Source organism: Kitasatospora sp. NPDC087861, from assembly GCF_044742585.1.
Classification (GTDB): domain Bacteria; phylum Actinomycetota; class Actinomycetes; order Streptomycetales; family Streptomycetaceae; genus Kitasatospora.
This window is the reverse complement of record NZ_JBIUUS010000009.1, coordinates 84,606-99,911: the sequence shown is the minus strand read 5'-3', so window position 1 is coordinate 99,911 and position 15,306 is coordinate 84,606. Positions and strand designations below refer to the sequence as shown.

The following is a 15,306-nucleotide window of genomic DNA, read 5'->3' as shown; positions in this document are numbered from 1 at the left end:
ATGATCGTATGGCCCAGTTTCCGGGCCGATCCTGGGCTCCGTCGGCCTCTGGTGCTACTGGTTCCGCCGGCTCCTCCGGTGGGCGCCCAAACGGTCGGCAACAGCTGCCACGCCCGAAGCGGCCGTGGCCCGGGCGGCTCCGCTCGGTGGCCGGGCAGGTGTTCGCGCTGCAGATCCTCGTCGTGCTGCTGCTGGTGGCGGCGGCCGCGGTCGCGCTCGTGGTGCAGTCGGACAGCGACGTCGACCACGAGGCGCGCAGCCGGTCCGTTGCGGTCGCACAGACCTTCGCCGGCTCGCCGGGCATCGTCGAGGCCCTCCGCTCCCCCGATCCGACCGCGATCCTGCAACCGAAGGCGGAGGCCGCTCGGGTCGGGTCGGGTGTCGACTTCATCGTCGTGCTGAACGACGACGGCATCCGCTACACCCACCCCGACCCGGACCTGATCGGCCGGAAATTCGTCGGCACCTACCTGCCCGCGCTGCACGGACAGGTGGTGACCGAGCAGGTCACCAGCAGACTCGGCCCGCTGGTCCAGGCGGTGGTCCCGGTGAACGCCCCGGACGGCTCGGTGGCCGGGCTGGTCTCGGCGGGCATCACGGTGAAGCACGTCAGGAGCGCGAGCGAGCGGCAGCTGCCGGTGGTGCTGGGCACCGCCGCGGGCGCGGTCGGGCTGGCCGTCCTCGGCACGGCGCTGATCAGCCGTCGGCTGCGGCGCCACACCCGCGGCCTGGGCCCGTCCGAGATGACCCGGATGTACGAGCACCACGCGGCCGTGCTGCACGCGGTGCGCGAGGGCGTCGTGATCGTCGGCGCGGATGGTCGGCTGCTGCTCTGCAACGACGAGGCGCGGCGCCTGCTGGACCTGCCGCCGGACGCCGAGGGCCGGCCGGTGGCCGAGTTGGGGCTGGAGCCCGCGCCGCTGGCCCTGCTGACCGGCGACCGGCCGGTGACCGACGAGGTGGTGCTGGCCGGGGAGCGGCTGCTGGCGGTGAACGTCCGGCTCACCGACCAGGTGGGCGGCCCGCCGGGCTGCGTCGCCACGCTGCGCGACTCCACCGAGCTGCTGGCGCTGTCCGGCCGGGCCGAGGGCGCGCAGCGGCGGCTGCGGCTGCTGTACGACGCCGGGGTGTCGGTGGGCAGTTCGCTGGACGCGACGCGGACGGCGGAGGAGCTGGCGCAGGTCGCGGTGCCCCGGTTCGCGGACTTCGTCACGGTGGACCTGGCGGACGAGGTGCTGACGGGCGACGAGCCGCCGCCGGGCTCCTCGCTGGCGCGGATGCGGCGCGCGGCCGTCGCCGGGATCCGCGACGACTCGCCGTTCTACCCGGTGGGCACGGTGCTGGACGTGGTGCCGGCCACCCCGCTGGCCGGGGCGCTGCACAGCGGGGCCCCGGGGCTGGAGCCTCGGCTGGCCGAGGCCCTGGGGTGGCGGGAGCAGGATCCGGAGCGGTCCGCGCAGGCGCTGGCGTACGGGGTGCACTCGCTGGTGCGGGTGCCGCTGCGGGCGCGCGGGGTGCTGCTGGGAGTGGCCCGGTTCTGGCGGGCGGATCGGCCGGAGCCGTTCGAGGCGGAAGACCTGACCCTGGCCGAGGAGCTGGTGGCGCACGCGGCGGTGTGCATCGACAACGCGCGCCGCTACACCCGTGAGCACGCGATGGCGGTGACCCTGCAGCACAGCCTGCTGCCGCGCAACCTGCCGCCGCAGAACGCGCTGGAGATCGCGCACCGCTACCTGCCGGCGCAGGCCGGGGTGGGTGGGGACTGGTTCGACGTGATCCCGCTGCCGGGCGCGCGGGTGGCGCTGGTGGTGGGGGACGTGGTGGGGCACGGGCTGCACGCGGCGGCGACGATGGGGCGGCTGCGGACGGCGATCCACAACTTCTCGACGCTGGACCTGCCACCGGACGAGTTGCTGGGGCACCTGGACGACCTGGTGAACCGGATCGACCAGGACGAGGCCGCGAGCGGCGAGGGCTCGGCCCTGGCCGGGGCGACCTGCCTGTACGCGATCTACGACCCGGTGTCCCGGCGGTGCACGCTGGCCAGTGCCGGGCATCCGCCGCCGGCCGTGGTGGACCCGGACGGGCGGGTGGTGTTCCCGGAGCTGGCGACCGGGCCGCCGCTGGGGCTGTCGGTGCTGCCGTTCGAGACGGTCGAGCTGGACCTCGCGGAGGGCAGCCGCCTGGTGCTGTACACGGACGGGCTGGTCGAGGACCGCGAACGGGACATCGGCGTGGGGATCGACCTGCTGCGGGCGGCGCTGACCGGGCCGCCGCGCACGCCGGAGCAGACCTGCTCGGACGTGCTCGGGGCCTTGCTGCCGGAGCATCCGCTGGACGACATCGCGCTGCTGGTCGCGCAGACCAGGGTGCTGGCGCCGGACCAGGTGGCGGAGTGGGACGTGCCGTCCGAGCCGGCGGCGGTGGGCGAGGTCCGGGCCGCGGTGGCGGAGCGGCTGGCGGCCTGGGGGCTGGACGAGGTGGCGTTCGTCACCGAGCTGATCCTGAGCGAGCTGGTGACCAATGCGATCCGGTACAGCACCGGGCCGATCCGGGTGCGGCTGCTGCGGGACCAGACGCTGATCTGCGAGGTGTCGGACGGCAGCAGCACCTCGCCGCACCTGCGGTACGCGGCGACCACGGACGAGGGCGGGCGCGGGCTGTTCCTGGTCGCGCAGTTCGCGGACCGCTGGGGGACGCGCTACACGGCGACGGGGAAGGTGATCTGGACGGAGCAGCCGCTGGAGTAGCCGGACCGGAGTGGGAAGTCGGCGGGACCGACTTCCCACTCCGTGGCGCTCAGTGCCGGAAGGCGGCCGCCAGGACGTTGACCACGTCGCCGACGACGATCACGGCTGGGGGCTTGATCCCCTCGGCCTCGACGGTCGCGGCGACGGTGGCCAGGGTGGCGTCCACCCGGCGCTGGGCCGCGGTGGTGCCCTCCTGGACGATCGCCACCGGGGTGTCGGCCGGGCGGCCGTGCTCGACGAGCTTCGCGGCGATCTCGCCGATCTTGTCCACGGCCATCAGCAGCACCAGGGTGCCGCGCATCTTCGCGGCGGCCTCCCAGTTGGTGAGCGAACGCTCGTCGTCCGGACCGACGTGGCCGGAGATCACGGTGAACTCGTGCGTCATGCCCCGGTGGGTGACCGGGACGCCGGCCGCCGCCGGGACGCTGATCGAGCTGGAGATGCCCGGGACGACCGTGACCGGGAGCCCGGCCTCGGCGCAGGCCAGCAGCTCCTCGCCGCCGCGCCCGAAGACGTACGGGTCGCCGCCCTTGAGCCGGACCACGAACCGGCCCGCCTTGGCGTGCTCGATCAGCGTCCGGTTGATCGCCTCCTGGGCCATGAACCGGCCGTACGGGATCTTGGACGCGTCGATCACCTCGACGTGCTCGGGCAGTTCGGCGAGCAGCTCACGCGGGGCGAGACGGTCGGCGACCACCACGTCCGCGTCGGCGAGCAGGCGGCGGCCGCGCACGGTGATGAGGTCCGGGTCGCCCGGGCCGCCGCCGACCAGGGCGACGCTCCCCTGGCCCGGCAGCCCGGAGGCACCCTCGACGCCGTGCGCACGGAACTGGCGGACGGCCAGCGAGCCGTCCCGCAGGCCGCCCACGATGGCGTCGCGCAGGGCGGCGGAGTGGCGCGGGTCGCCGGTGAGGACCGCGACGGTGGCACCCGCGTCACGACCACTGGCCGGGGTCCAGGCGGTCGCGGCGGCGGCGTCGTCGCTGCGGGCACAGAACACCCGCTCGCGCTCAGCCTCGGCGCTGACCGCGCCGTTGACCGCCGGGTCGTCGGTGGCCACCAGGGCGTACCAGGCGCCGGCCAGGTCGCCGTCCCGGTACGGGCGGACGTGCCAGGTGAGCTCGCCCGCGTCGGCCATCGCCTGGACGGCCGGGGTCGTGTCCGGCGATATCAGGTGCAGCTCCGCGCCGGTGGCGATCAGCGCCGGGAGCCGGCGCTGCGCGACCTGGCCGCCGCCGACCACGACCACGCGGCGGCCGGCGAGCAGCAGGCCGACCGGGTACGGGGTACGGCCTTCGGTGCTGGGGTGCGGGGTCGGCGCGGTCATCGGCGGTGCTCCTGATCGGGGATTCGTGGGTGCGGATGCGGCGTGATGCCGCTCCGCGGACCGGCGCGCCCTCGGGCCGGTCCGCGGAGTGGTGACGTCGAGCGTCAGGCCTTCTCGGTGACCCCGGCGGAGTCGAAGGTGGCTACATCGTGCATCGCCCGGGCCGCACTCTGCACCAGCGGCAGGGCCAGCAGAGCACCGGTGCCCTCACCGAGCCGCAGGTCCAGGTCGATCAGCGGACGCAGGCCCAGCTTCGCCAGCGCGGCCTGGTGGCCGGGCTCGGCGGAGCGGTGCCCGGCGATGCAGGCGGCGAGCACCTCGGGGGCGATCGCCTTGGCCGCCAGCGCGGCCGAACCCGCGATGACGCCGTCCAGGATCACCGGGGTGCGCAGCGAGGCCGCGCCCAGCAGGAAGCCGGCGAGGGCCGCGTGCTCCAGGCCGCCGACGGCGGCCAGGACGCCGATCGGGTCGGCCGGGTCGGGCCGGTGCAGGGCCAGCGCGGCGCGGATGACCTCGATCTTGCGGGCGTGCGTCTCGTCGTCGATGCCGGTGCCGCGGCCGGTGACCTCGGCCGGGTCGAGGCCGGTGAACACCGAGATCAGGGCGGCCGAGGCGGTGGTGTTGGCGATCCCCATGTCGCCGGTGACCAGTGCCTTGTTGCCGGCCGCGACCAGGTCGCGGGCGGTCTCGATGCCGACCTCGATGGCCTTGAGGGCCTCCTCGCGGGTCATCGCCGGGCCCTGGGTCATGTCGGCGGTGCCGGGCTTGACCTTGCGCGGCAGCAGGCCGGTGGTGCGGCCCTGCTGGATGGCGTCCGGCAGCTCGGCGGCGACGCCGACGTCGACCACGCAGACCTCGGTGCCGATCTGCTTGGCGAAGGAGTTGATCACCGCTCCCCCGGCCAGGAAGTTGCCGACCATCTGGGCGGTCACCTCCTGCGGCCACGGGCTGACGCCCTGCGCGTGCACGCCGTGGTCGCCGGCGAAGATCGCCACGCAGGCGGGCTCCGGGATCGGCGGCGGGCACTTGCGGGACAGGCCGCACAGCTGGGCGGAGATGATCTCCAGCATGCCGAGCGAGCCGGCCGGCTTGGTCATCCGCTTCTGCCGGTCCCAGGCCTCGCCGAGCGCCTTGGCGTCCAGCGGGCGGATGCCGCGCAGGGTCTCGGAGAGCAGGCTCTGCGGCTCCTCGCCGGGCAGCGCGCGGTTGCCGTACTGCTCCTCGTGGACGACCCAGGACAGCGGGCGCTTCTTGGCCCAGCCCTGCTGCTGCAGCTCGGGCTCGTCCGGGAAGGCGTCGACGTAGCCGACGCAGAGGTAGGCGACGACCTCCAGGTGTTCGGGCAGGCCGAGCTCGCGGACCAGCTCCTCGTCGTCGAAGAAGCTCACCCAGCCGACGCCCAGGCCCTCGGCGCGGGCGGCCAGCCAGAGGTTCTCGACGGCCAGGGCGGCCGAGTACGGGGCCATCTGGGGCTGGGTGTGCCGGCCCAGCGTGTGCCGACCGCCGCGGGTGCGGTCGGCCGTCACCACGATGTTGACCGGCGTCTCGAGGATGGCCTCGATCTTGATTTCCTTGAACTGCTTGGCCCGGCCCTTGGGCAGCGAGTCCGCGTACGCCTCGCGCTGGCGCTCGGCCAGGGCGTGCATCCGCCGGCGGGTCTTGGCCGAACGGATCACCACGAAGTCCCAGGGCTGCGAGTAGCCGACGCTGGGCGCGGTGTGGGCGGCCTCCAGGACGCGGATCAGCACCTCGTGCGGGATCGGGTCCGGGCGGAAGCCGTTGCGGACGTCGCGGCGCTCGCGGATGACCTGGTGAACGGCCTCGCGGCCGATCTCGTCGAAGCCGGCGGCGGCCGGGCCGCGCGGTTCGGCCGGCTCCTCGGACTGCGTCTCCTCGGCCGGCGGGTCCTCGGCCGGGTGTTCCTCGGCCGGCTGCTCGTCGACCTGGGGGGCGGCCGACTGCTCGGCGGGCTGCTGGACCGGCTGTTCCTCGGCGACGGCCTCGGGGGTCTCAGCGGCTTCAGGAGTCTCGGGGGTCTCCGGGGCCTCCGGTGCCTCGGGGGCCTGGTCGGCGGCCGGGGCCTCCGGCTGGGCGGCCTCCACGGCGACGGGCTCGGCGACGGCGGACTCCGCGGCGGCCGGGGCCTGCTCGGCGGGCTCGGCGGGCACGGCGGGCTCAGCGACCGGCTCGGCGACGGGCTCCGCCTGGGCCGGGGTCTGAGCCTCCGACGTCGCCGGGGCCTCGACGGCGGTCTCGACGACAGCCTCGGCGGGTACGGCTGCCGGCTCGGCGACCTCGGTCGCATCAGCGGTCGACTGTGCCCCGGCCTCCGGTGCGACGACCTCGGCCCCGGGCTCGGCCACGACGACCTCGGCGGCGGGCTCGACCGCGACCTCGGCGGCCTGGTCCACCACCGGCTCGGCCGGGACCTCGGCCGCGACGACCTCCTGCCGCGGCTGCCCGCCCTCGACGACGGGCTCGACGACGGGCTCGCCGACGGCCTGGCCGGACGGCATCTCACCGGTACCGGCGGCGGTCTCGGCCACCGCCGCGACGACGGGCTCCGGCGCGGGCTCTACGGTCTCGGCGGTCTCACCGGCCTCGGCGGGCGGGACGGCCTGGGCCTGCTCGGCGGCCGCTATGGGAGCGGGCTGCTGCGGCGCGGCCTCCTCGGCCACCGGGGCCACCGGGGCCTGACCGGCCGCCGAGATCGGGGGCAGGCCGTGCGGGGTGGGTGCGGCGAGGAACGCGGAGATGCGCCGCGGCTGGCCGGCCGGGGCGGCCGCCTCGGCCTGCTCCACGGGCGCGGCCACCTGCTCGGCCACCTCGGCCAGGGGCTCGACAGCGGCCTCGGCCGGGGCCGGCACGACGGACCCGGCGAGGGGCGAGGCGATCGGCGTGCCCGTCGGATCGGCGACCGGCCGACCGGCCTCCGCCGGAACCGGCTCGGCGACGACGGCCCGGGACGCGTCCGCCACGGCCTCGGCGACAGCGACGGTCTCCGGAGTCTCGACGACCTCGATCACCTCGATCGCCCCGACCATCTCGACGGCCAGCACGGCCTCGACCGGCTGCGCGGCCAGCGGCACCTGCTGGAACTCCTGAGCCCCCGCCGGCGGAGCCGCCGGAGTCACGGGCGCCACCGGCACCGGCGCCGCCGGAACGGCCTGCGGCACGGCGGCCTGCGCCGGGGCGGCGGCCTCGGCCATCGGCGGCCGACCGACCACCGGGATGCCGTGCGCGGGCGTACCGCCCTGCGACGGGCCACGGTCGGCGAGCGAACGGACCGGGACCTGGCCGGTCATCAGCGACGGGTCCGGGACCGGCGGGCCGGCGTGCAGCGGTCGGCGCGGCGGCTGAGCCGCCGTCATCGCCTCCGGGGCCTGGAGGTGCGGCGGGACGGCGTGGACGGGCTGCTGCGCCTGCTCGGCGCCGAGCACCGGCGGCTCCAGCGGCGGCCACGAAGGCTCGACCGCCAGGCCGTCCTGCTGCGGTGCGAGCGGCGTCTGCTCGGTCGGGACGGACGCCAGCGGCTCGCCCCAGGAGCCCTGCGGACCGGGCATCAGCAGCACGTCGTCCTCGTCGTCCAGCAGGTCCGGCGCGTCGGGCTGGTCGAGGAAGTGGAAGGCCGGGCGCGGGGCGCCCTGGTCGACGCCCCAGTCCTCACCGGGCACGCCGTGAGCCGGAACGCCGGCCCCTGCCATGCCGGGGGCCGGAACACCGAAGCCGGACGCGCCCAGCGGCCGGCCCTGCGGCGGGATGACACCCGCGCCGGGGGGCACCGCTCCGGCCAGGCCGTGGCCCGGCACCGTCGGGTTCGGGATCACGCCACCGTCCGTCGCGACGCCCTGCAGGGGTGCAACGCCCGCGACGCCCTCCGGTCCGCCGAGCGGGTCCGGCCCGGCGTGCAGGTGCTCCGGCAGTCCCTCGCCCGGGACGTGGCCGCCATCGGTCATTGTCAAACGCTCCTTCCAGGCCGCTGCCGCGCCCTTGGCGACACGATCACCGACCGCAGCGCCCATCCGCACGGGCCGGGCCTGCACCGACCCGCTCCTCAACCACACGCGGCCGCCGCGCCGAGGCGCTGCGGCCCACGTCCTTCCGGCGCGCTGCGGCACCCCGGCCCGCGCGCCGCCCGCACGGGCGACGCACCATCTGAAACAACGACAACCCGGGGCAACCGGCACGACCGCACCGGACCCTACGGCATTCTCCAGGTCCGGCACGCGGCCCGTCGAATTGCCCACACTTCGAGCGGAACCTGGTTGCACCGCGTCAAAAAGGCGACAAACCGACCGAATCGGGTGGATCACCGACCGTCGCAGCGGCCCCAGGACGCCACACTACCGGCCCCGCACGGTCACCTCTCGAATCGGTGTCCGGATGCGACCTGGATCACCGCCGGGCCCCGTCGCGGCCACCCGGCCGCACAGGACGAGCCCGAGGCCTTCACGCGATCTGCTCACCCCAGAGCAGCAGCACACCGGTTCCACCCGCCCCCAGCGCCAGCCCCCCACCACCGTCACCGCCGGCCGCCAGCAGCGGGGTGGACTGCAGGAGCGCGCCGTCCGCCCGGTAGCCGGCCTCGGCGATCGACCGGTGCACCGTCTCCGCCTCGGCGAGGGTCCGGGGCAGCGCGACGAACCGTTCCGGCCGGCGGGCCAGCACCGCACGCACCACGTCGAGGCCGCCGGACTCCACCACCGCCGCGTCCGGCTCCGGCAGGCCGCCCAGCACCTCGGGGCCCTGCCCGTGCACGGTCTCCACCTCGACGCCGTACCGGCGGGCGTTCACGGCGAGCCGGGCGCAGGCCGAACGGGACGCCTCGACCGCGACCACGGCGGCGCCGAAGCGGGCCGCCTCCACCGCGAGGGCGCCGCTGCCCGCGCCGACCGACCAGACCAGGTCCCCGGGACGAGCACCCAGACGGGCCAGCACCAGGGCGCGCACGTGCGCGGGGAGCGCCTCCGACGCGCCCGGCTCGTCCCCCGCGCGCCCGGCGCCCGCGTAGGCGTCGCCGGGGAGCGCCCAGCCGCGGTCCGCGCCGGGGAAGCCGACCGGGCGCCCCGCCAGCCAGCCGGCCGCCGCGCCGACGCCGCCGGACTGCGGGCCGCCGCTGTTGCCGCCGATCACCAGCACCACGTTGGGGTCGCGCCACACGTGGTCGGCGATCCGGTCGGAGGTGAGGACGGTGACGTCCTCGTCCGGGGTGCCGAGGGCCTCGCAGACCACGAAGGTCCGGTGCACCCCGCGCAGCATGAGGGCCAGTTCGCTCGGGCCGGCGCCCGGCGCGGTCAGCACCGCGACCTTGGGGTGGGCCCGGCAGATGTTGGCCGCGCGGCGCAGCCGTCCGCCGTGGGCGCTGGCCACCTGGGCGTCCTCCCAGGGCATGCCGGCCCGGGCGAAGGCGGCGGCGACCGAGGAGACGGCGGGCAGGACCTCCAGTTCGAGGCCGAACTCGGGGCGGCGCAGCGCGCGCACGACGCCGAAGAAGCCGGGATCGCCCTCGGCGACCACGACGGCGGCGCCCCGGTGCTCGGCGATCCGCCGGGCGGCCTGCTGGACGTTGCCGAGCGTGATCCGCTCGGCGGCGTCCGGCACCGGAAGGGCGCTCAGCTGGTAGGGGGCTCCGGCCACCAGGGTCGCGGCGGCGAGCGCCGCACCGGCGGCCTCGGTCAGCGGCGTGCCGTCCCACCCGATGACCGTGATCCGGTCAGCCATCTGCGGCCGTTCTCCCTCGACTCGGTGCGCGACCCGGCAGGCGGTCCGGTGTGCCCCTGTAGTGCCAACCGGTACGCGCCTCGGTGCGCCGACAAACCGCGCCGGTGTGCGGCGCCGGTCCAGAGGTTACCGGGTGTGATCCCCTCGACGCCGACATCTCGCACACATGTCCGTGACGGGCGGGTGGCGGGTCGGCGGCTCGGGCGGCTCGGGCGGCCTTCGCGGAACGGGCGGCTCAGTCCCGCAGCACGTACCGGTGGTCGCCGTGCCAGCCGCCCCGGTGCGGCTCGGGCGCCTCCATGTCCTCCGGGAGCAGGCTCCACAGGATGAGGTCGCTGCGGCTCTCGACGACGACCTCGCCGGTTTCGCCGCGGACTATCCAGGCGCTGCGCAGCACGCCCTCGCTGATGCCGCCGATCTTCTGGGCGACCTGCTGGGCGGCGGTGTTCCCGGCGGCGGTGCGCATCTCCAGGCGCAGGAAGTCACGGTCCTCGAACAGCCACTGGGCGACGCCGAGGACGGCCTCCGGCGCGTAGCCCTCGCCGCGGGCCCAGGGGGCGGTGACGTAGGAGATCTCGGTGGTGCGCAGCCGCCAGTCGGTGTTGCGCAGTTCGACCAGGCCGACCAGGCGCTGGGTGAGGTGCTCGGTGACGGCGAAGACGATGCCGCGGCCGGCGGCCCGGTGGGCGGGGGCGAGGGTGCGGGCGAGCTCGGCCGCGTACGCCTCGGTGAACGGGTGCGGCAGGTCCGTCCAGGCCAGGACGAGGTCGTCGGCCATCATCTCGGCCAGGCCGGGCGCGTCGTCCTCCGCAAGGGGCCGCAGCAGAAGCCGTTCGGTGCTGATGGCGGTCTCGGGGAAGCTCGCTGCCATGCCGTCTCTCCTCGCCGGGTCGTGAACACAACACCGTACGCCTCCGCCGCGCCAGGGTTACCACGCGGTGCGCCGGCCGCACGACGGTGCGTCAGAGCGCCACCGGCCAGGGCGTCCCTGGTGCATCCTGCCCGACCGGGCCCCCGCCGAGGTGCGGCGGGGGCCCGGTCGGGATCAGGGCGTGGATCGGGTGCCGGCTCAGAAGGCCGGGATGACCGAGCCCTGGAAGGTGTCGTCGATGTACTTCTTGACCTCGTCGGAGTGCAGCAGCTCGGCGAGCTTCTTCACGCGCGGGTCGTTCTCCTTGCCCTTCTTCACGGCGAGGATGTTGGCGTACGGGTTGCCCTCGGCCTTCTCCAGCACCAGCGCGTCGGTGGCCGGCTTCAGGCCGGAGTCGAGCGCGTAGTTGCCGTTGATGACGGCGGCGTCGAGGTCGGCGATGGAGCGGGGCAGCTGGGCGGCCTCCAGCTCCTTCCACTTGAGGTTCTTCGGGTTGCCCGTCACGTCGGCCGGGGTGGCGGCAGTGCCGGCGCCGTCCTTGAGGGTGATGAGCTTGTTGTCGGCGAGCAGCTTGAGCGCGCGGCCCTCGTTGGTGGCGTCGTTGGGCAGGCCGACGGTGGCGCCGTCCGGCAGGTCGGCGATCGCCTTGACCTTCTTGGAGTAGACGCCCAGCGGCTCCAGGTGCACGGGCTCCACCGAGACGATCTCGGTGCCGTGCTTCTTGTTGAAGTCCTCCAGGTACGGGACGTGCTGGAAGTAGTTGGCGTCGGCCGAACCGTCCTGCACCGCCGTGTTGGGGGTCACGTAGTCGGTGACCTCCTTGATGTCGAGCTTGAGGCCCGCCTTCTCCGCGAGGTTGTCCTTGACGAACTTGAGGATCTGCCCGTGCGGGGTGGGGCTTGCGACGACCTTGAGCGGCGCGTTCGGGTCCGAGGAGGACGACCCGGAGCTGCCGCACGCGGCCAGCGAGAGGGCGATGCCGGCGGTGGCGAGGATGCTGGTGAACTTCAGGGCGTTGCGCACGAAAAGTGCCTTTCTGCGTGATGCGGGGAGCCGCGTCCGGAGTCGGACGAGGGAGGTCTAGGAGGCGACGAGGTCCTCGTCGGGGGCGGCCGGGGTGCGGTCCCGGGAGCCGAACAGGCCGGACCGGCCGCGGTTGCCGAGGCGGCGGACGGCGTAGTCGCCGAGCATCTGGATGATCTGGACGATGATCACCAGCTCCGCGACGATGACCCACATGAAGGCGGTCTCGAAGCGGTAGTAGCCGTAGTTGACGGCGAGGGTGCCGAGGCCGCCGCCGCCGACCACGCCGGCCATCGCGGAGTAGCTGACCAGCGTGATGATCGTGGTGGTCACCGAGGCCGCCAGCGCCGGCAGCGCCTCGGGGAGCAGCGTCTTGCGGACGATCGTCCAGGTGCTGCCGCCCATCGACTGGACGGCCTCGACCAGGCCGCGGTCCACCTCGCGGACGGAGGTCTCGACCAGGCGGGCGAAGAACGGGATGGCGCCGATGGTGAGCGGCACGGTCGCCGCCTGCCAGCCGATGGAGGTGCCGACCAGCCAGCGGGTGAAGGTGATCAGCGCGATCATCAGGATGATGAACGGCACCGAGCGGGCGATGTTCACCACGAAGGCGAGGACCTTGTTGACGGCCCGGTTGGCCAGCAGGCCGCCCTTGTCGGTGAGCACCAGCAGGACGCCCAGCGGCAGGCCGATCAGCACGGTGACGACCGTGGACACCCCGACCATCTGGAGGGTCTCCTGCGTGGCGGGCCACATCAGTTCCTGCATCTGGTCCCAGGTCATGCCACCGCTCCGTCCGCCGCGCCGAGTACGTCCACCTGCAGGCCCTGCTCGCGCAGGTAGCCGATCGGCACCACGTTGTCCTGGTGGCCGCCGGACAGCTCGACCCGCATCCGGCCGACCATCCGGCCGGCGATGGTCTCCACGGCGGCGCCGAGGATGTTGATGTCGATCTGGTAGGTGCGGGCCAGCTGGGAGACGAACGGCCGAGCCGAGGTGTCGCCCTGGAAGGTGATCTCCAGCACGGTCGAACCGGGGTGGCCGGTGCCGAACTCGCTGAGCGGGAACAGCTCGCGGGCCAGCTCGGAGCCGGGCTTGGCCAGCAGGTCGGTCAGCTCGCCTGACTCGACCACCCGGCCGCCGCGCATCAGGGCCGCGGAGTCGCAGACGGACTTGATGACGTCCATCTCGTGGGTGATCAGCAGGACGGTGAGGCCGAGCTGCTGGTTGAGGTCGCGCAGCAGCTTGAGGATCGAGCGGGTGGTCTCCGGGTCGAGCGCCGAGGTGGCCTCGTCGGAGAGCAGCACCTTGGGGTCACCGGCCAGGGCACGGGCGATGCCGACGCGCTGCTTCTGGCCGCCGGAGAGCTGGTTGGGGAAGCTGCGGGCCTTGTCGCCGAGGCCGACCAGGTCGAGCAGTTCGGCGGCCTTGCGGCGGCGCTGGGTGCGGTCCAGGCCGATGATCTCCAGCGGGAGCTCGACGTTCTGCTGGACGGTGCGCGAGAAGAGCAGGTTGAAGTGCTGGAAGACCATGCCGATCCGGCGCCGCGCCTCGCGCAGTTCCCGGCCGGCCCGGTTCTCGCCGCCCGACAGCGCGGTGAGCTCGACCCCGTCGACCGTGACGGTGCCGGACGACGGACGCTCCAGCATGTTCACGCAGCGGATGAGGGTGGACTTCCCGGCGCCGCTGGTGCCGACGACTCCGTAGACCTCACCCGGGCGGACGTGCAGGTCGACGCCGGCGAGGGCGGTCACCTCGCGGCCTCGCGAGCGGTAGACCTTCGTGAGGTCCGTGGTGGTGATCACAGCTGCTTCCGTGGGTCGGGGGCGGGCGGCGGGCGGCCACCCGACCGGGTTGCGGTCGGCGGTGCGCACGGCGCTTCGCCAGGGGGGATCCGGACCTGCCACCTCTTGATCGTGGCCGCTGGACGGCCGGGCCGCGCGACGGCGTGGCCCTTACGAGTCATCGGGCACGAGGAGCCGTGGACGACCACCCGCCCATGGGTGGGCAGGGGGGAGAGGCGTGGCAGGCTGGGCGCGCTCGTACGGACGGGAACGACGCCGGGTCTCGCTTCGGGGCGCGAGGTGGGGCACCCTCGGTCGGGTGCCGGGGGCGATGGCCCTCAGCGGTGACACATTCGACGGCACATGGCGCGCTCACCTGCCGGCAGGGTGCCGGTGGGGGTCCATTTCGTCGTCGCAGTCATGTGAGCCAGTAAATCAGATGGGCCGATTTGGGCCCAATTTACTTGGATGTGATGTCCGCAATGCGGACGGCCAGCCCCGCCACCAGCGACGATACGGCTCGGCGCCGCCACCGGGATGTCCGGATGGTGGCAGCGCCGGGCGGGCCGGAACGGGCGGAGGACTCAGGCGGTCGCGGCGAGCGGCACCACGACGGGCTTCTCCAGGTGCACCAGGCTGAGCCGGTCGCTGATCGGCTCGACCGCGGCCTGCCGGTAGCCCAGGCGGGCGTACAGGCGCAGGTTGCCGAGGCTGCGGTGGCCGGTGGACAGGCGGTAGGAGGTCAGCGGGCGGCCGCCCTCGGCGAGGCGGCGCTCCAGCGCGTCCAGCAGCCGGCCGCCCAGGCCGTGCCGCTGCATCCTCGGGTGGACGACCAGGCGCCCTATCCGGCCGACGCCGTCGGCGTCGACCCGGCCGCGCACGGTGCCGACCACCTCGTCGCCGAGCCGGGCGACCAGGACGTGCTGCTCGGACAGCTCGGCGCGCAGGCTCTCCAGGGTCTGCGTCAGGGGCTCGATCGCCCAGTCGCCGTACAGCTCCGCCTCGGGCTGGTAGCCGAGGTACTGGAGCTTGAGGATCTGCTCCGCGTCCTCGACGCCCGCCGCCGAGATGATCACGCTCATGCCCATGTGCTGGGGCCTCCCCATCGTCGTGCCCGGCGCGCAAACGTGAGGGTGCCGCACCGGATGCCCTGCCGGAGATGTCCCGGCCGGGGATCTGCCCTGGCCGGGGGTGGCGCACGAACGTACCAGCCGTGCGGCCCGGAAGTGACCCGGGTCGACGGCGACGCGCTCACGCTCAGTATCCGAGTGATCGCGGCACCGTCAAGAGCTACGTTCGCCAGCGCTCTACCCGCGCGTCAGCTGCTCTCAACCTCCAGGGCGTTCGACGTGGCGAGGGTCACGCGGAGATCCGGGCGGGCGGCGGACGCCGCGCGGAGGACGGGCCGGAAAGCGGCGACGGCCGGACGCGAGGGGCGTCACCCGGCCGGAGCCAGCCTCCGGGGTGACCGGGGTGAGAAGCGTCGCCCCGGCCCCTCGACTCACAGGAACCGCTCGGCGTGCAGGAGGACGCGCAGGCAGGCGAAGCAGCGGGATCGGGTGGGCCCGATCGAGCCGCGCGGCATCCCGAGGCGTTCGGAGAGCTCCCGGTAGGTGGGCGGCGGGTCCTCGGCGAGGGCGGCGACCAGCTCGGGGCAGCGGCCCGGCAGGCCGGCCACGGTCTCGCGGACCACGCGGCGGCGGCGTTCGGCGAGGTAGACGTCCTCGGCGGAGGGAACGGGCGGAAGGGTTGTGCACACACCGTGCATGACGGGCCGGGGCGAGGCCGGTTACGCCCGACCGGGGGCGCGGACACGGGAGGGGGCGCGAC

10 protein-coding genes are annotated in these 15,306 nt (G+C 74.5%); 1 reads left to right on the top strand and 9 read right to left on the bottom strand.

Annotated elements, in window-relative coordinates; all coding sequences use genetic code 11:
• The first annotated feature begins 8 nt into the window (after window positions 1-8).
• Window positions 9-2,750: a SpoIIE family protein phosphatase/ATP-binding protein gene (locus tag ACIOJE_RS15360; protein WP_280681624.1), complete on the top strand. Its 2,742-nt coding sequence runs from the start codon at window positions 9-11 to the stop codon at window positions 2,748-2,750.
• A gap of 49 nt (window positions 2,751-2,799) precedes the next feature.
• Here ACIOJE_RS15360 and cobA read toward each other — a convergent pair whose 3' ends face one another.
• The 9 genes from cobA to ACIOJE_RS15315 form a co-directional block, all read right to left on the bottom strand.
• Entirely contained in the window at window positions 2,800-4,077 is a 1,278-nt protein-coding gene (gene cobA / locus ACIOJE_RS15355; RefSeq protein ID WP_280681625.1) for a uroporphyrinogen-III C-methyltransferase, read from the bottom strand.
• 104 nt (window positions 4,078-4,181) lie between these two features.
• Window positions 4,182-7,781: a nicotinate-nucleotide--dimethylbenzimidazole phosphoribosyltransferase gene (gene cobT, locus ACIOJE_RS15350; RefSeq protein ID WP_400776749.1), complete on the bottom strand. Its 3,600-nt coding sequence runs from the start codon at window positions 7,779-7,781 to the stop codon at window positions 4,182-4,184.
• Window positions 7,782-8,526: 745 nt separating this feature from the next.
• Window positions 8,527-9,798 (bottom strand): precorrin-6y C5,15-methyltransferase (decarboxylating) subunit CbiE, encoded by a 1,272-nt coding sequence (gene cbiE, locus ACIOJE_RS15345; protein WP_400776537.1) that lies wholly within the window; start codon window positions 9,796-9,798, stop codon window positions 8,527-8,529.
• A 235-nt stretch (window positions 9,799-10,033) separates the two neighbouring features.
• Window positions 10,034-10,669 carry a GNAT family N-acetyltransferase gene (locus ACIOJE_RS15340; RefSeq protein WP_280681631.1) on the bottom strand — a complete coding sequence of 212 codons (636 nt, stop codon included), beginning with the start codon at window positions 10,667-10,669 and terminating at the stop codon, window positions 10,034-10,036.
• Window positions 10,670-10,867: 198 nt separating this feature from the next.
• On the bottom strand, window positions 10,868-11,692 hold the full coding sequence (locus ACIOJE_RS15335; RefSeq protein ID WP_280681633.1) for a MetQ/NlpA family ABC transporter substrate-binding protein: 825 nt from the start codon (window positions 11,690-11,692) through the stop codon (window positions 10,868-10,870).
• Window positions 11,693-11,749: 57 nt separating this feature from the next.
• Complete coding sequence (locus tag ACIOJE_RS15330; RefSeq protein ID WP_280681635.1) at window positions 11,750-12,475, bottom strand: methionine ABC transporter permease; 726 nt, start codon at window positions 12,473-12,475, stop codon at window positions 11,750-11,752.
• Window positions 12,472-13,497, bottom strand: coding sequence for a methionine ABC transporter ATP-binding protein (locus tag ACIOJE_RS15325; RefSeq protein ID WP_400776534.1), 1,026 nt, complete (start codon window positions 13,495-13,497; stop codon window positions 12,472-12,474). The genes ACIOJE_RS15330 and ACIOJE_RS15325 overlap by 4 nt, the downstream gene beginning before the upstream one ends.
• Window positions 13,498-14,060: 563 nt before the next feature.
• Window positions 14,061-14,564: a GNAT family N-acetyltransferase gene (locus tag ACIOJE_RS15320; protein WP_400776532.1), complete on the bottom strand. Its 504-nt coding sequence runs from the start codon at window positions 14,562-14,564 to the stop codon at window positions 14,061-14,063.
• 413 nt (window positions 14,565-14,977) lie between these two features.
• Entirely contained in the window at window positions 14,978-15,235 is a 258-nt protein-coding gene (locus ACIOJE_RS15315) for a hypothetical protein (RefSeq protein ID WP_280681641.1), read from the bottom strand.
• Window positions 15,236-15,306: the final 71 nt, after the last annotated feature.

Excerpts from the sequence above, each read along its gene's own strand:
- cobA (WP_280681625.1), bottom strand. The coding sequence starts at position 4,077 with ATGACCGCGCCGACCCCGCACCCCAGCACCGAAGGCCGTACCCCGTAC.
- ACIOJE_RS15320 (WP_400776532.1), bottom strand. The coding sequence starts at position 14,564 with ATGGGCATGAGCGTGATCATCTCGGCGGCGGGCGTCGAGGACGCGGAG.
- cobT (WP_400776749.1), bottom strand. The coding sequence starts at position 7,781 with ATGGCAGGGGCCGGCGTTCCGGCTCACGGCGTGCCCGGTGAGGACTGG.
- ACIOJE_RS15340 (WP_280681631.1), bottom strand. The coding sequence starts at position 10,669 with ATGGCAGCGAGCTTCCCCGAGACCGCCATCAGCACCGAACGGCTTCTG.
- ACIOJE_RS15330 (WP_280681635.1), bottom strand. The coding sequence starts at position 12,475 with ATGACCTGGGACCAGATGCAGGAACTGATGTGGCCCGCCACGCAGGAG.
- ACIOJE_RS15360 (WP_280681624.1), top strand. The coding sequence starts at position 9 with ATGGCCCAGTTTCCGGGCCGATCCTGGGCTCCGTCGGCCTCTGGTGCT.
- cbiE (WP_400776537.1), bottom strand. The coding sequence starts at position 9,798 with ATGGCTGACCGGATCACGGTCATCGGGTGGGACGGCACGCCGCTGACC.